The organism is Brucella sp. RRSP16 (assembly GCF_052246815.1).
Lineage (GTDB): Bacteria > Pseudomonadota > Alphaproteobacteria > Rhizobiales > Rhizobiaceae > Brucella > Brucella intermedia.
The window spans coordinates 1-22389 of record NZ_JBQQAM010000013.1; the positions used below are offsets into that span (position 1 = coordinate 1).

Consider the following 22389-nt stretch of genomic DNA (forward strand, 5'->3'; position numbering starts at 1 on the left):
CGCAAAAAAATACCAAAACCGGTCATAATATCGCACCCATAACGCGGGGTGGAGCAGCCCGGTAGCTCGTCAGGCTCATAACCTGAAGGCCGCAGGTTCAAATCCTGCCCCCGCAACCAGTTCCTACTCCATGGTATCCCACAATAGCTCAATACTGCGATCCAGTACGCTAAACAGTTATGATCGTCAGCGCTAAATCCCCGTCACAAAGCCAAAAATCAGCAGGTGTAAAGCGGGGGGCGTGTGTAAGACCCGGCGTGCTTCGTCGACACCGGCGGAGGTAGGGGCCGTAGCATTGCCGGAAATCGTTGCGGTAGGTAGTTGAAGCCGGTCCTTGACGCTTTCGATTTTTTGGTCAAACCTTCTCAAGCTGGGGTTGAGTCTTGGCGGGGAGCGTTTTTACATTGCTAGCGGACGCATCGACTTTGCGGCTATTCGGCCAGCTTGAACCGGATATATTCACACTATTTTCCAGTGGCAACCGTATGCTCTACGAGCGGTCGATCCTTGCGGTCTATAACAGGCTTTATCGTTCCGATCTGCATTTTCCCACCCAGGCGGAGGTGGTGAATGTAATCTATGATTGTCTCAGTCGTGAGCCTGGTTTGTGGATTGAGGAGGAGGTCGCGGTCGATCTGGATCGTCTCGTCGCCCGAACAGGTAGGCGCGTACGTCGGCGCAGAGTCGAAGGCGTGAACGAAGAGGCGACCGGAATCGCTATCAGCCGCAGCCGCCACATCTATAACAGGATGCTGCAGACCGGATGGCTGGACGAAGCCAGCTACGGATTGAAGACAACCGTGGAGATGCCGTCCGGCGCGATGCGATTGGCCGAGTTTCTATGCTCGCTCAAGGAAGGTGTTGCCGAGCAATTGGGCGGGCTGGTGATCGAGGTTCGCAATGCTATACGCGCCGTCGAGGAAAAGCCGGCGGAGAATGCTTTGGGATTAAACAAGGCGGCCCGGGACGCAGCTGGCTTCGGGCGATATCTTCGTAGCGTGCTCTCGGCGCTAAGGGACATAGATCGCCGGGTTCTTTCTTCCGAAACACTGGCCGACCGTCTGCAGCGCTATTTCGAGGATTTCGTAGAACGTGTGCTTCTGCGCGACTACACCGCGATTACGACCGCCGCCCATCCCTACCGCCATCGCCGTTCCATCCTCACTGCGTTGGACAGAATTGAGGATTCCAGCATAGTCACTGCGGCTATCGCAGACGCCTATCTTGAAGCGAAACTGGCCCAGACCACCGTAGAGGCGCGTGATCTCGTCTATGAGGATATTTCAAGCATACGCCGCGTCTTCGGGCGAATCGAGGACGTTTTTGAGGCTATCCAGCGACATCGCGCAAGGCTTGAAACGAGGCTGCGTAACGTGGTTCGGTACGCCGGACGGCGCACGAGCTTTCTCCAGCGCAGCGAGCATATCACCCGAAGGCTGGATGACATGATGGCGGACCATATCCGAGAAATGACGATCCGCGGACCGATCGAGCCTCGCGTCCCCTTTCTTGCGCCGGGTCTGTTGGCGAAGCCTCGCGGCGTGCGCGCTGTCGTGTCGGGCAGCGATCTCTCGATACCGCCACCCGATCCTATCATGGACTTACGCCGCATGCTGGAAAAGGTTATCTCGACCGCCTCATTATCTCGCCGACCAAGGTGAGCCGGTTTCTGGAGCGGCGCGTACCTCCGCATGGCGAAGCGTCCGGAGCGTCTCTGGCCATCGAGACCATTGACGACTTTCTCGCGTTTGAAGCGTTGCGACTGTTGGTGGCTGGGGGCCTTGGCGAGGATGACAACTCATCGCTGGCGACGGCGTTGCGAGACCGGTTCAAATTCATTCGCGACGATGTGCAGCCGATCTCCAACGACTGGCTGGATTGTCCGGGATTTATCGTGAAACGCCTCAATGGCATTATATTGGAGGTGGAGAATGCTTCTTGAGTTCGCCACGTTGGAAGAGAGTAATTTCCGCGACTTCGAGCGGGTCACTCAGCTTATCGGACATTTGATGCGCGACCAATTCGTTCACGCCGAAGACCGTGGGGCCGCCACTCTTTTGGAGACGCTGCATCGTCCGAAGCTGAAAGCGCTGGTCGAAGGCTATTTCGAGGTGGCGGGATATCGTCTGATGTACCGTGAAGTCGAAGGATGGGCTGGGATATTGCCGGATTCGAAGCGGATGCTACTGCCGCGCATGCGCATTGACGAAACGGTGGTGCTGCTCGTGCTGCGACGCCTCTGGGAGGAAGCTCTGCAACTCGGGAATATCGAGGACAAAGGCACGGTGCGGACGAGCCTGAACGAGACTTATGCGGCTTATCAAGAAATCGTTGCCGGGGCGCGTCGTGCCGGTCTCGCTCCGGGAGCGTTCCGCGAAGTGCTCGAAATGCTGGAAAAACGCGCGCTGGTGTGGCTGGGCGTGTTCGATACGGAAGAGCAGGATATGGCTCTCGACATACGCGCGCTTGTGGCCACGGTCGCAGGGGATGATTTTGTCGCGTCCCTTGAGGCGCTCCTTTCTGGCGTCGTCACGATACCCCAGGAGGAGGGGGCGCCGGTAGTCGGGGTGGCCGCATCGTGATCGAACTCAGACGGATTGTTCTCCTCAACTGGCATCTCATGGTGCGCGCCGATCTGGATCTGGCCGGCGATGCCGCGATACTCGGGAAGAATGCTTCGGGAAAGTCGACGATCATCGACTTGATCCAGGCGGTGATGGCGGGCGGTTCGTCCCGGTTCTACCGATTCAACCGTTCGGCGGGTGAGAGCGGTCAGCGATCGGAGCGCAGCCTCGCCGGATATTGTCTTGGTCAGCTCAACGACGACACGTTCGTTCGGCAAGACGCGCGGAGCTATATCGCGTTGGTCTTTGAGGACACCGAAGGCTTGCGGCGACCGGTCACTCTGGGACTCGCGATCGAAGTCATGCGAGGGCAGACGGCGGACGTGGTGGGGCGTTTCATCGCCGACGGCGTCCGTTTCGATACCGGAATGCTGATCGACGAGAAGGACGGGGCATCGCGACCGGCGGAGTGGCGTTCTGTCAAGCAGCGGTTGGAGCGGGTATGTAATGGGTGCGGCGGGGGTCTTTACACGCCGGATAATGCAAGGACGTTTATCCGCGAATATATGCGCGTACTCTTTACGAATAAATTGCGTGGCGATCCCGAGCGTTTCATCCGCACTTTCGTCGCCGCGCTTTCCTTCACGGACATGTCGTCGGTTGAACAGTTCGTCAAGAAACATCTTCTGGAGCCGAACCCGATCAACATTGCTGAATTGCGGGATTCGATCCAGCGCTATCAGGAAATCAAAAAGACGATTGGTAATCTGGAGGAGCGCCTGGACGCGCTGCGGGCGATCGATCTTCAGATCGTGGAATTCATAAGGCTTGTGAATGAGGAAGCGGACTGCCGGGCCGTTGAGAAGACCGCCTTGCTTGTGGAAACGCTGGGCGCTCTTTTTGCAAACCTCCGCGATAAGCGGACGAAACTAGACCGGCTGCGCGGAGCGGAAGCCGACCTCAAGCGCATTGAGGAAGAAAAAGAGCGGGAAGAAGAAACGCGGGACGCAATAAGGCGGCAACTGGCGGCGAGCGGGGCGCAGGCCAAGCGAGACGAGGTCGAACGACAAATCAAGGACCTGGATCGCGAAAGCGCGGCCATCGTGCAAAGACTTGGTCAAAGATATTTCTCCGCCGCCAGAGCCGTGGAGTTGCTCAAATGGCGCGATCGGCTTGCGATCATCAATCCGGGTGAGCTGATCCGCGCGCTGGAACAGGTCGAAGAAGCCAGCCGGGGCGCGGCTCCGCCCGAATGGCCACGCGATCCCGCGGGCATGGAAGCGATGCTCGCGGCTGTGGCCGGGGCGGCGCGCTCGCGCATAGAGAAAGCCACGCAGCAGCGCGATGATGCGATTTACCAAAAGAGGCTGATCGACGACGAGTTCAAGCGGGATAGTGAGCAGCTCGAGGCTGCGCGGCGAGGCCAGGTTCTTCTTGACCCGACAACCGTTAAATTCATGGAAACACTTCGCCGGGAAGGAATGCAGCCGCGAACGCTCTGCGAGGTTGCGGAGGTGGTTGACGAACATTGGCGCGATGCGGTCGAGGCTTTACTCGGCCGCGATCGGGAGACGGTGATCATTGATCCAGAGCATGCTTATCGCGCGACCGAGATTTTGAGGCGTGACAGAAGTAACTATCCCGGCTGCCGGATCGCCAATACCCGAAAGCTCCAGTCCCGCTCGAGGATGTCGGAACCTGGAACGCTGGCTTCGATGATCCGCAGCGACGATCCGCTGGCGATGGCTTTTGTGGTCTTTAGGCTTGGAAACGTTCGTCTCGCCGCCAATCAGGACGAGCTTCTGTCCGCAAACCGGGCTGTCATGGCCGACGGCGCCTATCATGATGGCCTTGTGACGGAAATGCGTCGCGCTCAGGGGATGAAGATCGGCCGTGCCGCCGCGCCGCTCGTGATCGAGACGCTGCAAAAGCGGATCGATGAGTGCATTGATCTGCTGCAAGTTCATCGCGGCAAAGAGCATTTTTTTAAGGATGTATTGGACCGGCTTGAGCAATGCGCCAAACCGGTTGAGGACAAGGACAGGCTGGAAACCATCACATCGACCTATAGCGACCTTGCCGAGCGGCGCGCCGAGGCCCGCCAGCGTCTTGAACGAATCTCTGCTGAGGTCGACCCTCAACTGACGGAAGCCGAACAGCGTTCTACGCGGGTGATTAAAAGCCTGGACGAGGACCGGGATGAGCTTGTGTCCGAACGCGCCTCACTAAAGGCTGAGATTCAGCAAATCAAACAAAAGCTGGAAGGCGGAGAAGCGCAGCCCGGTTCATGGTTTTCCTTGGCTTATAACCGTCGTCAATTTAAAGCCGCGGTGCATTCGTTGGGCATCTTTCAACCGGTCCGGAAGCGCTATGCCGAGTTTGCATCGCGTTCGCCACGGAAAATCGTGGAGGATATGGCGCATAGGGCCAATACTGCCAAGGAAGGGCACCAATCCCTGGCTTATGAGGTCAGGGCGGCGTTGGGCCGCTACGCGATAGCCTTTCCGGATGCGCTGGAAGGCTACACACAGGCCCCCATTATCGAAGTCGTCAAACCTTGGGTGATGGAAGGTGTCGCCACGCTCGAGGGCAACGAACTCATTCGTTATCGGCAACAGGCCGAGGAGGCGGCAGGCCGGGTCACGTTGTTGTTCAAGACTACGTTCATCCATGAATTGAACAACAGGTTCGGGCAAATGGATGTGGAGGTGGATAGGCTTGCAAAAGCGCTCCGGTCCCGCCCGCTTCATGGGGAGACATACAGTCTCAAGACCACGGTTAAGCAGGAATTCGAAGATCTTTATCGTCTTGTACGCGACAGCGAAACAGACGATAGCGTGCTCGACGCTCTGTTCGGGCGAGCACAGCCTCGAGACGAGCGGCACATCCGGGCCATCCGGCAGGTCGAGCAATTGTTGGCGGATGACACTTTCGACTTTACTGTTTTTCAGGATTACCAGAATTATTTCACCTATGATCTGAAAATCCATAATGCGGCGGCCGATCGTACGACTAGCTTCGACCGACGCCGTGGCGTGGCGAGTGGAGCCGAACGTCAAGTGCCTTTCTATGTAGTGATCGGCGCGGCGCTTGCTGGCGCTTATCACGGCGCGCGTCATTCGGAAGATCACGCCGGTATCGGCGTGGGGCTGGCTGTTTTTGACGAGGCCTTCAGCAAGATGGATGGTCCGAATCAGCGGACATTGCTGGATTTCTATCGCGAAATCGGTCTTCAGGTCGTGATCGCCGCGCCGACCGAGAAGCGCGCCGTGGTCTATGAAAATCTTAATTACATCATAGACGTGTTTCGTAGCGGCGATGTCTCCGCTGCGGAATCCATCAAGATAAAAGATAGAACCCGGCGGGAGATGCGCGCGGCCAATCCCCAGCATGTGACCGATCAGGAACTGGAGGCGCGCCTGAGCACGAAAAGTCAGGCCGCGGAATGACTCGTCGCAGCTTTTCGAATATCTCATCGCTGGTCGATTATCTGCTAGACCGATACGAGAAGAATCCGGACGCAAGCCGCTGGACGGCGTCAATCGACCGGAGCGTGTTGACCGTCGATGAGGGAGACGACTTTGAAGAAGGCTTGGATTCTCTGGAAAAGGAAGGTGGAATCGATGTCGTATACGCCGGCCCGAAGTGGGAACGCGTCATAAAGAGCGTGAGGCTGCGGGATGCTGGGGTGCTTTACCAGCGGACTGGAAGACAACCGGCACCCAAATTGGCGACGGAAACCTTGGCAGCGCTTCGCGGGCGAGACGACCTGCCGGAAGGCGCGTCACGGCTGATCGATGAAGCCGCTTTCGCATGGGGGCGTAAGCTTTCATATCTGGGCATTGAATCGGGGAAAGGTAGAACGCTGGGGCAGGTGCTCCGGCTGGCTGGGGCGATATGCGAGCGCCTTGCCGAACCAACCGAAAACGAAATGGATTTCCGTACGTTTTCCAGGTTGGCTTCAGGTGAGAGCAAAGCGCTTGAACGTAATCTCAGTTCAGTTGCGTTGGCGATCGCGCGCCTCTATCCGCAGGCAGAGTCGCAAATCGGGCTGGATGCCGAAGAATTGCTCGCCAGCGCTGGCATAAGACGCCTTCCTCAGCCCGTGCTCATCCATGGTTCCATTGCGTTGGATGGCCAGCCGTTCCCGAAAATGTCTTTTGTTGGAACGCCAGCCGAATGTGCAGGGCGTATCAGCCTGTATGCGAGGCCGACCTACCTGCTGACGATTGAAAACTTCGCATCCTTCATACGCTATGTTCGTGAGATCGGGCATGGCGACGACGGATTGGTGATTTATTCGGGAGGCTTTCCTTCTCGGCCCGTAATAGAGACGATTGCAAGGCTGGCCCGTCAGGCCGCAGTTCCGACCTTTCATTGGGGGGATATGGACGCGGGCGGCGTCCGTATCTTCCGCTACATAGAGAAGCAGTTACTTGCATCGGCCGGGGTTCGCCTGCATCCGCATATGATGAATGCCGATCTTCTTCGACGGGTCGGTTCAAAAGGGCAAGGTCTGGTTCGTATCGGTGAAATGGCGGAAAGCTCGGTCGCAGAGCTTGCTTCTGTTATTGAGCAAACGGGATTCGTGCATGAACAGGAGGAGTTCGATCCGCAAAGCCCGCTTACGGCACGGGTGCCAGTTTCGCAGGCGACGTGATAAGTGAGCGTTTGGTTGTCATGACTCCTGAAGGGTTTCGGATTTTTGCTTGGCTTTATGTAAACCGGCTGCATCGATTCCAGGGATAGCCGAACTGATAAGATTTCTACGCAGCAGTACGAAATAGGCCGCTACGGCCGCCGGGAGGAAGAGATTTTAGTAGAGCACAGGGTGATGACGATGATCGCAAGTAAAGATGGGTGCGTGCCCCCGCAACCAAAATACAAACCCATCGCACAAGCGGCGGTTTTTTTGTGTTTAAAGGGGCAGTGACGGCAGGTAGGCGAGGCCGATAGCGGGCCGGACGCCGACACGTCACTCTCACGGAAGAATCTGCAGGTGAGGAAAAGACTTGGCGTAGCGCTGGATCATGAGAGCTCACGGTACAACAGCTGTGGCATGATTAATTAGGCCTACTACATCTACGGTATCGCCTATCTCTATAACGAGTTCTTCGACGGGACGAAGGTCAACGTTTCCTGGACCACTACTTCACCAGCTGTACCGAACGCGTGTGAGGCGGCGTCGGTGGGGCGGTTGCTACAACAGGAATAATGACAAGTACCCAGTCTATGATGAACGGTCCGGAGATACGAGCCTGTCAAGCTGGGTGACCGCTATGCGTATAACGGAACGCTTGGGTCCCGCGTTTCGTTCTGATCCTTTTTATCCGCAGCTGAGTTTAATGCGTCTGTGTTAATTCAACAAACCGGAATGTTGGTTGGTCCCAAAACTCTTGCCGGATTCAATAGTTTAGCAAATCCTTTGATGACGAATAACATTTGGCGGGCGATTGCGAATGAGCAATTTGGACTGGCGGGAGTTGCCCCTCCGCAAGCAGGCTGTCAACGGCCTGGATGGGATATCGACGGCCTGCAGGCAATGGAAACGGGGGAAACGTCGATTCGCGAATTCAACTGCGCTGGGTCGCATTCTGTGCGCGCTCATGGTTTCCGCGGCAGTCATCAGCACACCATCATTTATAGGGCCCGTCCGTGCGCAGCAGCAATCTGGCTCGGGTGGTGCGGGCGGTGCGGAAGGCACGCCCCCATCGCATTTCGACGCCAAGGGAAATCCGGGCGGACAGGGCTCTGGTGCTTCCGCCATGTCCGGCGGTGGCGGTGGCGGAGGAGGAGCAGGCGGTGCCGCGGGTGGGAATCACGTTGGCAATAACGCTTCCACCGGAAGGGGCGGCGCTGGTGGCGAAGGTGCAAGAAGCGCGCATGGCGGTGAAGCGGGCACCAACGGTGTCATTGGATATCTAGGGAGTTCGGCTCCCGGTGTTCTGCTCTTGCGCGGTTTGGCCGGCGATAGTGGCAAGCCAGGCGATGGCGGGAAAAAGGGGCAAAGTGCATTTGCAACCGGCAATGGCGCTTCCGGCGGCGGCGGGGGCGGAGGCGGTGGGGGCGGAACTGGCGCGATTTTCACCGGCGATGTGATGACATTGACCCAGCAGAGGGTCATTGGTGGGGATGGTGGTGCTGGTGGTGCTGGCGGAAAAGGTGGCGACGGCGTTACCGTATGGAACGTCTTCACCGTTTCTCCGGGCGAGGGTGGCAGCGGCGGGGGTGGCGGCGGCGGTGGCGGCGGTGGCACCGGCATATCAACGGCTTACAACCTTACTGTCCGCAGCGGTGGCACGATTTTAGGGGGCATGGGCGGTGCTGGCGGGGCTGGCGGCATATCGGGCATGCATGCGGACGAAAACAACAGCGGCAGCATCATGGTCTGCGAGGACGATGAGGGCGAGATTGAATGTTCCAGCCCGATTTCGATCCCGTCCGCATCTTATGACACGCTTACAACCGGCGGCGGACGCAGTGGCAACGGCGGTGGCGGTGGAGACGCTATCAGCAGTTCGGGTCAATCCGTAATCGCGATTGAAACCGGTGTTACGGTGCGTGGTGGCGATGGCGGGCAGGGCGGTGCAAGTCTGCCCGGCGGCAATACGGCGTTCGATGGTGGCGACGGAGGTCGTGGTGGCGACGGGATTACGTCGACGGGCGCGGCTGCAACCATCACGAATGCTGGTGCCATAAGCGGTGGTAATGGAGGCAACGGTGGACGCGGCGGTGGTGGTGCGGACACCGGCGGTAATGGCGGCAAAGGTGGCGACGGCGGCATCGGTGTGTCCATGACGGTGGGTGGAACGCTGGCCAATGTAAATGGGGCCAGTATCTCGGGCGGCAACGCCGGTGCTGGTGGTAAAGCGCCATCAGCTCCCTTCAATCCACCATCCTGGTGGTACAAGGGCGCGGACGGGCCGAACGGAACCGCGGGGGTCGGGGTCTATTTCTCGTCCGGCGACGCGACGTTGTTCAACGCCGGTACGATTTCCGGCGGTGTCAATCAGGACGGTTCCCGCGCCAATGCAGTTCTGTTTTCCGGCAGCAACAATACGCTGGTCCTCGGAGCGGGTTACACCTTCAACGGCAAGGTGGTTGCGGGTTCGAGCGGCCAGAACACGCTGGTCTTCGGCGGAAGCGATACGGCTCAGTTCGAATTGACCGGTTTTGAAAGAAGATTTCAGGGGTTCGACGCGCTGGAGAAACGTGACAGCAGCACATGGACTTTGACTGGCTCGCCTGAAACGTTCAGTGGCGATCTCGGTGTTCATGGCGGAACACTGGTTATGACCTCCGGTGCTCAGCTCAACACGACGGACGTTCTCATCGGTTCGGCGCAGGGTGAAAGCGCCTTGCTGGAGGTGACGGGCAGCGGCACCAGCCTCAACATAAGCGGCGCGTTGAATGTTGGAGGTTATGGCGATGACTCGCTGACGGTCGAAAACGGTGGGCGGGTTAATGTCGGCGGCGATCTTTCCGTCGGCGACACGGCATCGGCGATTGCGGGTTTGCAAAATGGGTTGGCGGTCAGCGGAAAGGGTTCCACGCTTCATTTCGGTGGCACCGCCGATATTGGCGCTCTCCTTTCTGTGACGGACGGCGGCGCGGTTCACGGCAGGCAGTTACAGGTTGGTGCGGGTGATCCGGGCAGCAATGCGGCGCAGATCACGGTGGATGGTGCCGGTTCGCTACTGAAAGTTGCTGAAATCGATGTCGGTTCTGTCGGAAACGGTTCGCTGACGGTGTCGAATGGCGCAAGCGTTGGACAGGCTGCGGGGGGCAGCGTCTTGCAGGTTGGACAGAACGGCGCGCAAGGTATCGTGAATATTGGCGCGGCTGCGGGCGATACCGCGGCTGCAGCCGGAACAATTCACAGCACTGTGGTGCTGGGCAATCAGGGCACGCTCAACCTCAATCATAATACGACCGGCTACCGCTTCGATACGACGGTACAAGGCACCGGCACGGTCAATTTTCTTGGCGGAACGACGACAGTCTCCGGGCAGGGACTGGCCCAGTTTTCCGGTCAGTCGAATATCGACAACAGCAGTGTGGTCCTGGCGAGTTCGGCTGTGGTCGGTGGCAATGTCGCCGTCAACGCTGGCGGCACACTGAGTGGTTCCGGCACATTGGGCAGTACCATGGTCAGGAGCGGCGGCACGATCATTGCCGGTTCGCAGTCGCAACTGAAGGTGAACGGCGATCTCACGCTGGAGAGTGGGGCGAGCTTTAACTACGAACTAGGCACGTCCAACGCCCATAAGGCGGCGTCCATTCAGGTCAACGGTGATTTGACACTAAACGGTGCGACAGTGAATGTCAGCGGCACCTCCGATAGCGCATTGATTGGCTATCATCGTCTGATTTCCTATGGCGGAGCGCTGACGACTGCCAATGCCGGTTTGGTGGTAGGCGAAACGCCGATTACCGATCCCATCGGTTATTCATATGCCATCGATTACGCGCCGAATGTCGTGGATCTCATAGCGCTGCCGAACGGTCTGGACCTTCTCCAGGTATGGGGCGGCAGTGCATCGGCTCATGACGGCGGCGATGGAACCTGGTCGGCATCGGATCAGAACTGGCTCGATCCGCTGGGCGGCAGCAGCGCACTGGGCTCGGCATGGGGAGGCGCCTATGGGGTGTTCCGTGGCATTGGCGGTACGGTCACGCTGGATGGAACGCAAACAGCTGTTGGCCTACAATTCGTGAGGGGCGATTATACTATCACCGGGGGCACGGCCCTGAACCTCATCAGCTACTCGGGAAACGGTATTATCATCCCCGTGCCGGAATTACGGGTACTGGCCGGCGAAACCGCAACAATCGAATCGACGATTACCGGGAGCAAGGGTTTTGAGAAAACCGGTGACGGGCTGCTCATCCTGTCCGGTTCCAACAGTTATTCCGACGGCACCATCATCAGTGCGGGCACCCTTCAGATTTCGGCGGCGGATAATCTAGGGCAGGCCACGAACGATCTTACAATCAAAAACGGCACCTTGCAGACGACTGGCACGATATCGCTTGGCAGCCTTGTAACGCTCGGCGGTGAAGCGGCACTTGATGTCGCATCGGGCACGGAACTGCAACTGACCGGGATTATTTCCGGTTCCGGTTCATTGACCAAGCAGGGCGATGGCACATTGCTCGTCGGAAATACGGCCAACGGATGGTCCGGGGGCACGCTGATAGAGGCGGGAACGTTGCGCATGGCGGCAGGTAATGCCGGTGCGTTGCCGGATATGACCGACTATGTGATGACCGGCGGTACGCTGGATCTCAATGGCAATGCCTTGACCATGCGTTCCTTGTGGGGCAGCGGCGGCATCATTGCTATCGATAATGCGAGCCTTTCCGTCAATCAGGATCAGGACACGGTTTTTGCGGGCGACATAACCGGCGCAAGCACCAATAGCAGCCTGACCAAGGACGGCGACGGCATTCTGGTCCTGACCGGTAACAACAGTTTTCAGGGGCGGACCAACATTCTGGGCGGTACGCTCGCAATATACAAGGCACGGAATATCGGCACCGGAGCGGCAGGCATTTCAATCAGCAATGCAACGCTCGCGACGCTTGGCGATATTACCTTGGCCCGCGATTTTGAACTTTCCGGTACGGCGACAGTCGACACGCTGCTTGGCACGGCGCTCGATCTGACCGCCGATGTGTCGGGCAGCGGCTCGCTATATAAGGAAGGGGCGGGCTCGCTTATCATCAGCGGCGATGCCAGCCATAGCGGCGGTACCAACATTGCCAACGGTTTCCTGCAAATCGGCAATGGCGGCACCACGGGTTCGATTGCGGGGAATATCGTCAATAATGGCGGTCTCGTCTTCGACCGCCTGAACAGCTACACCTATTCCGGCATGGTTTTGGGGGCGGGCGCGTTGATCCAGGCAGGGGCGGGCACCACTGTCCTCACTGGTGAAAACAGCTATACCGGCAACACGATTATCGCCGGTGGAACGTTGCAGATCGGCGATGGCGAAACCACAGGCTCTATCATCGGTGGTGTTCTGAATGAAGGGATTCTGGCCGTAAACCGGTCGAACAACTACAATTTCGAAGGGCTGATCGTCGGCACCGGTTCATTCGTGCAGGCGGGCCCCGGTATGACCATTCTCACCGCCGACAACGCCTATTATGGCGGGACGACCATCGCCCATGGCACGCTGCAACTTGGGAACGGCGGTAATTCAGGCTGGATCGAAGGCGATGTCGTGAATAATGGCACGCTCGCCTTCAATCGTTCGAATGCAGTGCTTTTCTCCGGTGCTATCAGCGGCAGCGGCAACGTTAACCAGATCGGCGCTGGAACGACGGTTCTTGCAGGCGAGAACAGTTATACCGGTGGTACGATTATTCAATCCGGCGCGCTGGTCATCGGCAATGGCGGGATGACCGGCTCAATCAAGGGCAATGTCGAGAATGACGGCATCCTTGCCTTCAACCGCGCTGACACGATGACTTATGCAGGCACGATCAGCGGTTCGGGTGGGGTGCAACAGATTGGACGGGGCACAACCATCCTGACCGGCAGCAACAACTATACAGGCGCGACGACGATTGCAGCCGGGCGCCTGCAAATCGGCAATGGCGGTACGTCCGGTTCCATCACCGGTCACGTGCTCAATGACGGCACGCTGGCCTTCAATCGTTCCGATACGGTGACCTTCGACGGTATGGCGTGGGGCGATGGCAAACTGGAGCAGGCGGGCGCCGGTACGCTCGTTCTTACCGGCAGAAATCAGTATGGCGGTGGCGTCACTATATTCTCCGGCACACTGCAACTGGGGGATGGCAGCGAAAATGGCACGCTTGCCGCTAATGTCGAGAACAATGGGCAGTTCATCGTCAATCGTTCCGGAACGGTCGTGCTGAAAGGCGATATTTCCGGTTCGGGTTCGCTCGAGCAAATCGGCAGCGGCGTGACGGTGCTCGCAGGCAATAACAGCTACGGTGGTGGCACCACGTTGCAATCCGGAACGCTGGTGGTCGGGCTTGGTGATAGCGGAGGGATTGCGGGCAATATCGTCAATAATGCTTCGCTCGCCTTCAATCGCGCGGACAAGTACAGCTTTTCGGGCGCCATTTCCGGGACAGGCGCAGTCTGGCAGATCGGCGAGGGTACAACCGTTCTCAGCGGCAACAGCAGCTATTCGGGCGCGACCGGCGTTTATGATGGCCGGCTGGCGATCAACGGCTCGATCGCGACCTCATCGCTGGTCACCGTCTATGGAGGCGGCGAACTTGGGGGGAATGGCAACGTTTCCACCACGCATATCGACGGGGGCACGCTTGCGCCCGGCAATTCCATCGGAACGCTGACGGTGAGCGGCGATTTGAGCTTCACCGGCACATCGACCTATGCCGTGGAGGTTTCGGCATCTGACGCCGATCGGGTCAATGTTACTGGTCGGGCGGATTTGGGTGGCGCGACGGTGGCAGCGACGTTCGCACCCGATAAATATGTCATGCGCCGCTATACGATCCTCAATGCGGGCGGCGGAATTGGCGATACTCGGTTCAGTGCGGAACTGGCGACCGATCTGCCGCAGAGCTTCAGCTCAAACCTCAGCTACGATGCCGGCAATGTCTATCTCGACCTGACACTGAACATCATCGGTCTCAACATGAACCAGCGCAATGTCTCGGCGACGCTGGTCGATTATTTCAATCGTGAAGGACAGATCCCGCTGGCCTATGGCGGGTTGGATGCGCAAGATCTGACCGTAGCATCGGGCGAACTGGCGACGGCCGTTCAACAGACGACCGTCGATGCGATGAGCCAGTTCATGGCGACGCTGGCCGATCCGTTGGTCGCGGGAGGAACGAAAACAGCAGCCTCCGTTGAACACGATCCTTTCAAGACCCGCTGGAATGTATGGGGTGCAGGCTTTGGCTCATCGCGCTCGGTCGAGGGCGACAGCAACATCGGATCGCATGATTTGCGCAGCAGGATCAACGGTATGGCCGTCGGCGCCGACTACCGGCTGTCGCCCGATACCTTGCTCGGCTTTGCCGTGGGTGGCGGACATAGCAGTTTCAGCGTCTCCGATGGTCTCGGCAGCGGCAATTCCGACCTGTTCCAACTGGGCCTTTATGGTCGCCAGACGGTCGGAGATGCTTATTTCAGTGCGGTCCTGGCTTATGGCTGGCAGGATATCGAGACAGAACGCGCTGTCACGTTGAATGGTTTCGATACGTTACAGGCCGGTTATGACGCCAACGCATGGTCAGGTCGTCTGGAAGCCGGTTATCGTTTCGACACGCCATGGATGGGGATTACACCCTATGCCGCCGGGCAGTTCGTCAGCCTCGACCTGCCGTCCTATGGAGAAAAGGTCGGCAGTGGTGAGGATACCTATGCACTCGACTATGCATCCCGGCAGGAAACGGTCGGGCGTAGCGAACTGGGCTTGAGAGCAGACAGATCCTTTGCGCTCGGCGACGGAGTTTTCACCCTGCGCGGCAGGGTTGCGTGGGTGAGGAACTTCAACAATGACCGCATCACCTCGGCTTCCTTCGTCGAACTGCCAGGGGCCAGCTTTGTCGTGAACGGCGCTTCAGTCTCGCGCGATACGGGCCTTGCAAGCATTTCAGCCGAAATGCTGTGGGACAACGGCTTGTCGCTGGGTGCGGCTTTTGACTCGGAATTTTCGGAAGCGAGCAGCAATTATGCCGGAAAGGGCATGCTGCGATATAAATGGTAAGATCGTCGGGCTGGCGGAACTGCGCCAGCCGAGGGGGCAATTACGAACGCGGAACCCTGGTCCAATGGCCGGTGCCGCCGTCATTATAGAAATCGATGTCAAAACCCTGTACCTGACCTTGATCGACTTTGAAGACGATGGATGCGAGCGAACCAACAAGTTCGGCTTCTCCGACCGGGACGAAGGCGAAAGTGTCGCCGTCCCAATGTTGCAGCGGGAACTGCATTTGCTTCGGACCGAGAACGAGTGTCAGCGTTCCGTTGACTTCCTTGACTTCCGTCTTGCCAAAATAGGCATTATCGAAACTGCCGGTATATTCCTGCAAGGCTTTGGACGGTAATGGCGCGGCTGGCTTCTCCTTGAAGGACAAGTCGCCCTGTGGCTGGAAAAAGCCCTTCATGGCACCGTTATATGCGGCGAACCAGTCCCGGGAGGCTTTGCCGTAGAGCGCTATGTCCGTGAATTGCGCAACCACCGATTCCGCGGCGCCCACCGGTGCGCCATTGGTCAGGACGATGATGCCGATATCGGCCGAGGGTACGATCTTGAACGCCGTGCCCGCGCCGAGCAGGAAGGCGCCGGAATGGCCCATCGACGGGCGACCGCCGAGTTCCGTGTTGACGTTGAAACCATAGCCATAGAAGCCGGATCGGGCGCTGGTATCGTGTGCGCGGGCGCTGAAGGATTGCGGCGAAAGCGCTGGCAGGAGCGCCTCTTCCGCGATCAGGCGCTTACCCTTGTACTCGCCATTGGCCAGCAGCAGTTTCACCCATTCCGCCAGATCGACGACGGTGGACGACACGCCGCCTGCCGGCGCCTGTTCATCGGCATTGCGCTGCCCGAGAGGCAGGAACCTACCGTTCTGATAAACATGCAGTGCGGCGCGATTGTCATTCGCCACATAATCGGCATGGCGATAGCTGGTCGATTTCATACCCAGCGGCTGGAGAAGCTGTTCGTCGGCGAGTTTGTCCCATGGTTCATGCGCTGCCGCTGCAACCGCCTCCGCACCGATGGTCGTGCTGAAATTCGCATAATGATAGGAGGTGCGGAACGGATCGAGCGGCAAATGCTGCAAGCGGGCGATGACGTCGTTGCGTTTGAAGCCGAGGTCTTCGAGATCGTCGCCCGCCGTGCCCGGCAAACCGCTGCGATGTGCAAAGAAATCCCCGATGGTTCCGTGTTCGGACACATAGTCGTTGTTCAGTTTGAAACCGGAAAGATGTTTTGCCACCGGATCGTCCCACGCAACCACGCCCTTCGTCACCTCAATGGAAGCAACCGTCGCGGATATGGATTTCGAAATCGAAGCGATCTGGAACACGGTGTCGGCATTGACGGCGGCGTCCTTGCCGATTTCCCTTTTGCCGTAGCCTTTCGCAAGCACGGTCTTGTCGCCGCTGACCACGGCGACCGCCATGCCGGGAACATGGCTGCGCTTCATGATGTCGGCCACGATCTGCGGCAGGGCCTTGAGCGCGTTTTCGGTGCTTCCTTTCGGAATTTGCACGACATCGGCAGCCGGATTGGGTTGGCGCTGAATGGAAACCGACTGCGACAGGGCAGCTGTCGAGCAGCCGAGCACGAACAGACAGGCTAGGACGATGGATGACGTACTGGTTCTCATGCTGGCTTTCATGGCTGCCTTAAAACCCCGTTTGATAAGCGATGCGGAAAACACCCTGATTGATGTTCAGGGTCTGGTCGCGTTGGTGGACGAGCCCTGTTTGCAGAATGATGCCGATAGGCGTGTCATAGGTAACTGTGCCTGCTACGCCCCAATCCCAATCGGATTGAAGCCCGTATTGCGCCAGTCTTTCGTCCCCGCCGGACAGTTTGCGTATCGCGGTTGTGGCGTTGAACTGCCAGCGGTCGTGGGAGAGCGACAAGGATGTCACGCCATTGCCATTGGAGACCGGCGTGCCACGAAAGGCGCTTGAAAAAGTGGCTTCGTTGAACCAGCTCAGGTTCCACTTGTCGGTCAGAGCCGTGTCATAGCGCAGCCGGGCGGAAATCGTGTTGGCGCCTTCGCCATAACCGGGCTCCGCCTCCAGTCTTCCGACATCCACGCCGCCGGATATGTTCTTCAAGCCCGGCACGTTGCGGAAATCATAAGTCAGGATGAACGAGTTCAGGTCGTTGCTGAATGCAGGCGGTTGGCCTTCGGTGGGCGAGATGAAACCGTCGTCGAGGCTGAGGCGGCGGTCGAGAACCGTATCGTCGCGTTTGAACACCAGACCGGCGAAGGAATGCGCGCCCATATTTTCGGTATTGAAGGTATAGCGACCGCCAAGCCCGATGGAGCCCTTATACTGAAAATCATCGGTGAAGCCGGTGTAAAGCCCATCAATGGCGTGCCAGCCGTCGCCGAAGCCGATGTCCATCTTGCCGCCATAGAGCGCAAAATTGTCACGGGTGTAAGAGGCGAACAGGTTTTTCAGATTGAAGCCAAGATCGGAAAAGGCGTTGTCGTTCGTTGCTTCTACGGAAGAGTCGAAGGTGATTTTCGAAAGGATGGAAAATTGCTGCGACAATTGCCAGACAAGGGCGGCTTCCGCCGTGGGCTGCACGCTGTTCCAGTGCGAACGCGGAATCTGACCGTTGCTGTCCTTGATGCCGAAATAGCCGGTATAGCCGGTCATGAACAGCAGTTGACCGTTCAGTTTCGGATAATCGCCGGTCGCATCCGTGTCGCCCAGCTTGCTGTAGGGCGTCAGGAATATTTCGGTTTTGAAAATGTCGCGCTTTTCTTGCGCAAAAGCGTCTGGCGTTCCGGCCCCAAGCAAGGCTGTGGCACCAAGCAGAGTGCTGTATATCAGGTGACCGGAAAAGGCTGCTTTCTGTCGCCTGCCAAATCGCCGAAGCGGCGCGAAATTCTGCATGGTTATCGGGCCAGTTCAGCGGCCAGTTCGCGTATCTGCGAATGGATATTCTCGAACATGCCGAAATTGACCCGGCTGGCAACGACGAAAATACCGAGCTTGCGATTGGGCGACAGAACCGCATAACTCATGAAACCGCCGAGACCACCGCTTTTACCGAGCAGGAACGGGGTTTCATCACGGGGCAAGGTAGCAACCCAGCCAAGCCCCATGCCGTCCCCTGCCGTTACTTCGGTCCCAACTACATGCTTCAAGCCGTCATAAGGCAGCCAAAGCGTATGATCGATCAGGGCATCTTCCCGCAACTGGTCCGCACCGTCTAGGTGCCAGCGCATCCAGCGCACCATATCGTCCGCAGTCGTGTAGATACCGGCGCTGGCATACATGATATCGGGAACAGGGCTGTTGGCATCCGGCTTGTCGAGAGGGTCGAGCCCGGTCATCAGCCGCTTTTTCTGCTCGTCGCTTAATACGTTGGTCGTGTCGGTGAGCCCTGCCGGTTTCAGCACCTCATTGGCGAGAACAGTGGAATAATCTGCGCCGCCGGCCTTGGCGAGTGCATCACCCAGAAGGCCGTAGCCGAGATTCGAATAAATCGTCGTGGTGCCGGGAACATAAGCAGGCTTGTTGCTGCCGATCCACTTCCAGTAATAATCACGGTCGAAGGCCGCAAACGGATTATCCGTGATTTTCGTATCGGGGTTGGGCAATTCGCGCGGCAGACCTGCGGAATGCGTGGCCAGATCGAGCAGGGTGACAGGGCGTCCGTTAACTTCGACCTTGGCACCTTCCGGCGCATATTTTGCGAGCGGATCGGTCAGTTTGAGTTTGCCTTTGGCGGCGAGCGCCGCCAGCACATCACCGGCAAAAACCTTGGAAACGGAGGCAATACGGAAAACCGAATGCGCGTCCGGCTCGACATTGCTGCCGGGGGCTGTCTCCCCATAGGCCTGGATGATGCTTTTATCGCCCTGCACGACGGCGATGATCAGTCCCGGTGCACCGGAGTTGAGAAAAAGCTGCATGCCTGCCATGGATACGGCATCCTTCAAGGCAAGATCTTCAGCTTTTGTCTGAACGTTGTGGGCAAGCAGAATACTGGCGGTGGCCAGCGAGAGTATTGTGAAATGCGCTAGCATCCGAGATGGCATGCGGGAATCCTCAAAGAACCGTTGGGGAGGATGTTCTGGTGCTATCACCATCCAGTAAACTGTGGGAATAACAAGAATCCAAGGACGAAACGACGTGCCGGTTTGACGAATGACATGCCACCAAAAGCGCAATGGTTCCGACATGTTAAGCGATTATATGCCCATACGCTCGCGCAGTTGTTTTCGGTAGGAGCGTGACACGGGCCATGCCCGGTCAACAGACCGCATCCTGATCTGCCATTTGTCAATTTTTCTGCGGTCCACATTGACGACGTGCAGCGAATTGACGAAAGCGGTTCTGTGTACCCGGAGAAAGATTTTCGACGGCAGCAGGCTGGACCACATGCCCAGCGAGCGCGAATCGAGCAGCATAGACCCATCTTCGAGCCAGATTTCGCTGTAATTGCCTGCCGAACGCACCCCGACGATGATTTCAGGTTGAACGCCGCGCACCACGCCGCGATTGCTCAGATAGACGAGGGGCGCCGCATTTTCGGGCGCGATTGTCTTTTCCAGCGCGTGACCGGTCGAGTATTTTGCCTGTCCGATGAGATTGGCGCATTGGAACAGGGCGTTGACTTCGCTGGTCGACCATATCTTGTTCGCGACGGTCGTGTCGAAGCCGATGATGCCGCGCAGTTTGTTGTCATAGAAGACGGGTACGCTGAGGACGCTTTTATTGCCCTGACGGAGAAACTCTACCTGGATCGCACGCGCCGTCCGGGGCAGGTCTGTCACGTCGTGGACCGCCACCGCATGGCCCAGAACCAGATATTTGTGCAGCCAGGCGATGAGCGTGGTGGGCGTTTCCTGAAGCTCGGAGATATAGGCCCTGGTCTGCCCCCGGCACCATTCATGGGTGTTGCAGAACCGAAGCAGGTTTGGCCGATACTCGATCATCCATGCCCGGTCTGCGTTCGATGCCGTGCCCATCAGGGCGAGTTGTTCAGAGATAGCTTCATCGACGGCATATTTGAGCAGGTTCATGCCGCAGAGATAGGGCCAGTCCAGCACTGCGCTGCGCGCAAGGTCCGCCTTGGCGTGAATCCTGTAAGAGCCTAGGTCTTCTGACACGTCGGTCTGGAGCATGGCCTGTCCCCCGCCCAACCCGGAAATCGAGTGAAATGCCGCGGGGTGTTTTCTTGTCCGATTGGATACCCCGGCATCATTTGCACCAACGAAAAGGGGTGAGCCTACTGCTGATGAATTAGCAACATCAGTTTTGCTCCAACGAAGGGCTTAGTCAAACTTGAGTTTTGAAAATTGGCACTGTGCTGTGTTTTTGTGGGACGTTGTTCCAAAGACCCCGAGAACAGTTGAAGATTTTGGTTGGCGCAATTTTGCTGTCCGATCGCGATTATATCTTGCGCATGCTGAAGCCGGTCGTTTCGGTCTGCCTTTTTTCGAAGCATTTGTCTGGCGCAAATAAATAATCGACGCATCGCGCTTGCCAAAGGTGATGGCTAGCTTAATAAGGCGAAAATGAAAAACAGCTAAACGCTTGATTTTACTGGTGCCGCTTGCGTGACTCGAACACGCGACCCCATCATTACGAATGATGTGCTCTACCAACTGAGCTAAAGCGGCCCGGAACGTTGCGTTCCAATTTCCCGAAGGAGCCAACCGTTTCCGGCTGGACGGTGCGCTGATAACCAAAAGCAGGGAGGAAAGCAAGGCCCAATTCAAACAAACTCCATGTTTGTTCAAAAGCTTTCACAACATGCACGTCGCCACCGCCCTCCAACGCGCAAAAAGCCGGATTTATGAGTAAGCAGGCGATCGTGCCGTGCGAACCGGAAGGCAGTTCTCCCGCGCCAGCCGTCTCGCCGGCGCGGTACCGTCACGTTTCCCGGAATCATGCGCTTGCGCAAAGGCGCTGGCGGGCTTCCTTATATTCCCGCTCGAGGCGGTCGATCAGTTGTCCCGCAGGGGCTACTTCATGGATCGCCCCGATGCCCTGGCCGCAGCCCCAGATATCCTTCCAGGCCTTGGCGCCTTCCTGCTGCGCAGTCTCGAAATCCATCTTGGAAGGATCGGCTTCGGGAAGGTTGTCAGGGTCCATGCCGGAATTGGCGATGGATGGCTTCAGGTAGTTCCCTGCAATGCCGGTAAAGTAGTTGGAATAGACGATGTCGGAGGAAGTCGAGTGGACGATCATCTGTTTGTAGGCATCCGTCGCGCGCGCTTCCGTCGTGGCAATGAACGGCGAGCCGATGTAGGCGAGGTCAGCGCCCATGGCCTGTGCGGCAAGAATCGAGTTTCCGTTGGCGATGGCGCCCGAAAGGAGCAGGGGACCGTCGAACCAGGAGCGGATTTCCTGCACGAGCGCGAAGGGCGACAGCGAACCGGCATGGCCGCCCGCACCGGCTGCCACCGCGATGAGACCATCCGCGCCCTTGCGAATTGCCGAATTGGCGTGACGGTTGTTGATGACGTCATGGAGGACGATGCCGCCATAGGAATGGATTGCCGCATTCACTTCCGGCACGGCACCGAGCGAGGAGATGACGATCGGCACCTTGTATTTCACGCAAAGGCCGAGATCGTGCTCGAGGCGCTTGTTGGAACGGTGCACGATCTGGTTGACGGCGAAGGGTGCTGACGGCCGGTCCGGATTGGCCTTGTCGTAAGCAGCAAGCCCTTCGGTGATTTCCGCCAGCCACTCATCGAGTTGTGCCTCTGGACGGGCATTGAGAGCAGGAAAGGAACCGACGACGCCTGCCTTGCACTGCGCCATCACCAGAGCCGGATGCGAAATGATGAATAGGGGAGCGCCAACCACCGGGATGCGCAATCTGCTTTTCAGAATATCCGGCAAGGCCATTTTCAATCTTCCTCCATGATTGACGTTTCCGTAAACGTAATAGTTCTAGCATCTCCTTGCCGGGCGGCAATATCAAAAGCACGCAAGCGGGTCTGTCGCCGCTCAGCCGTCTTTCGGCATTGCGACAGAACATGCCGAACACGATCGATATGGCGCCCCTTATTTATTGGACGACACGCGCGAAGAGAATCGCCGCTATAGTTGAGGATGTTTCGAGCACCTGCAATGGGTGCAGTTTGGTAT

At 57.9% G+C, this 22389-nt stretch carries 11 protein-coding genes and 2 tRNA genes; 7 read left to right on the forward strand and 6 right to left on the reverse strand.

The window, feature by feature from the left end; translation table 11 throughout:
* Nucleotides 1-42 precede the first annotated feature (42 nt).
* From ACS5UA_RS18660 to ACS5UA_RS18690, 7 genes are all read left to right on the forward strand, one after another.
* Nucleotides 43-119: transfer RNA gene (locus tag ACS5UA_RS18660), tRNA-Met, on the forward strand.
* Nucleotides 120-383: 264 nt separating this feature from the next.
* Nucleotides 384-1661, forward strand: a complete 1278-nt coding sequence (locus ACS5UA_RS18665) for a Wadjet anti-phage system protein JetA family protein (RefSeq protein ID WP_443101625.1) — start codon at nt 384-386, stop codon at nt 1659-1661.
* A complete protein-coding gene (locus ACS5UA_RS18670) occupies nt 1658-1942 on the forward strand; it encodes a hypothetical protein (protein WP_443101626.1) in 285 nt (94 codons plus the stop codon). The genes ACS5UA_RS18665 and ACS5UA_RS18670 overlap by 4 nt, the downstream gene beginning before the upstream one ends.
* On the forward strand, nt 1932-2582 hold the full coding sequence (locus ACS5UA_RS18675) for a DUF4194 domain-containing protein (protein WP_443101627.1): 651 nt from the start codon (nt 1932-1934) through the stop codon (nt 2580-2582). Before ACS5UA_RS18670 ends, ACS5UA_RS18675 begins: the two co-directional genes overlap by 11 nt.
* A complete protein-coding gene (locus ACS5UA_RS18680) occupies nt 2579-6013 on the forward strand; it encodes an SbcC/MukB-like Walker B domain-containing protein (protein ID WP_443101628.1) in 3435 nt (1144 codons plus the stop codon). The genes ACS5UA_RS18675 and ACS5UA_RS18680 overlap by 4 nt, the downstream gene beginning before the upstream one ends.
* Before the next feature lie 107 nt (nt 6014-6120).
* Nucleotides 6121-7224, forward strand: a complete 1104-nt coding sequence (locus tag ACS5UA_RS18685) for a Wadjet anti-phage system protein JetD domain-containing protein (RefSeq protein ID WP_443101629.1) — start codon at nt 6121-6123, stop codon at nt 7222-7224.
* Between the two features lie 946 nt (nt 7225-8170).
* Nucleotides 8171-15289, forward strand: coding sequence for an autotransporter-associated beta strand repeat-containing protein (locus tag ACS5UA_RS18690; protein ID WP_443101630.1), 7119 nt, complete (start codon nt 8171-8173; stop codon nt 15287-15289).
* Between the two features lie 40 nt (nt 15290-15329).
* Here ACS5UA_RS18690 and ACS5UA_RS18695 read toward each other — a convergent pair whose 3' ends face one another.
* From ACS5UA_RS18695 to ACS5UA_RS18720, 6 genes are all read right to left on the reverse strand, one after another.
* On the reverse strand, nt 15330-16916 hold the full coding sequence (locus ACS5UA_RS18695) for a serine hydrolase (protein WP_006470558.1): 1587 nt from the start codon (nt 16914-16916) through the stop codon (nt 15330-15332).
* 19 nt (nt 16917-16935) lie between these two features.
* Nucleotides 16936-18075, reverse strand: coding sequence for a hypothetical protein (locus ACS5UA_RS18700; protein WP_443101631.1), 1140 nt, complete (start codon nt 18073-18075; stop codon nt 16936-16938).
* A 98-nt stretch (nt 18076-18173) separates the two neighbouring features.
* Nucleotides 18174-19322, reverse strand: coding sequence for a D-alanyl-D-alanine-carboxypeptidase/endopeptidase AmpH (gene ampH / locus ACS5UA_RS18705; RefSeq protein ID WP_100229458.1), 1149 nt, complete (start codon nt 19320-19322; stop codon nt 18174-18176).
* A 153-nt stretch (nt 19323-19475) separates the two neighbouring features.
* Nucleotides 19476-20411, reverse strand: a complete 936-nt coding sequence (locus tag ACS5UA_RS18710; protein WP_006470560.1) for a LytTR family transcriptional regulator DNA-binding domain-containing protein — start codon at nt 20409-20411, stop codon at nt 19476-19478.
* Between the two features lie 422 nt (nt 20412-20833).
* Nucleotides 20834-20909: transfer RNA gene (locus ACS5UA_RS18715), tRNA-Thr, on the reverse strand.
* Between the two features lie 268 nt (nt 20910-21177).
* Complete coding sequence (locus tag ACS5UA_RS18720; protein WP_006470561.1) at nt 21178-22146, reverse strand: NAD(P)H-dependent flavin oxidoreductase; 969 nt, start codon at nt 22144-22146, stop codon at nt 21178-21180.
* Nucleotides 22147-22389: the final 243 nt, after the last annotated feature.

Excerpts from the sequence above, each read along its gene's own strand:
- ACS5UA_RS18710 (WP_006470560.1), bottom strand. The coding sequence starts at position 20,411 with ATGCTCCAGACCGACGTGTCAGAAGACCTAGGCTCTTACAGGATTCAC.
- ACS5UA_RS18695 (WP_006470558.1), bottom strand. The coding sequence starts at position 16,916 with ATGAGAACCAGTACGTCATCCATCGTCCTAGCCTGTCTGTTCGTGCTC.
- ACS5UA_RS18690 (WP_443101630.1), top strand. The coding sequence starts at position 8,171 with ATGGTTTCCGCGGCAGTCATCAGCACACCATCATTTATAGGGCCCGTC.
- ACS5UA_RS18720 (WP_006470561.1), bottom strand. The coding sequence starts at position 22,146 with ATGGCCTTGCCGGATATTCTGAAAAGCAGATTGCGCATCCCGGTGGTT.
- ACS5UA_RS18675 (WP_443101627.1), top strand. The coding sequence starts at position 1,932 with ATGCTTCTTGAGTTCGCCACGTTGGAAGAGAGTAATTTCCGCGACTTC.
- ampH (WP_100229458.1), bottom strand. The coding sequence starts at position 19,322 with ATGCCATCTCGGATGCTAGCGCATTTCACAATACTCTCGCTGGCCACC.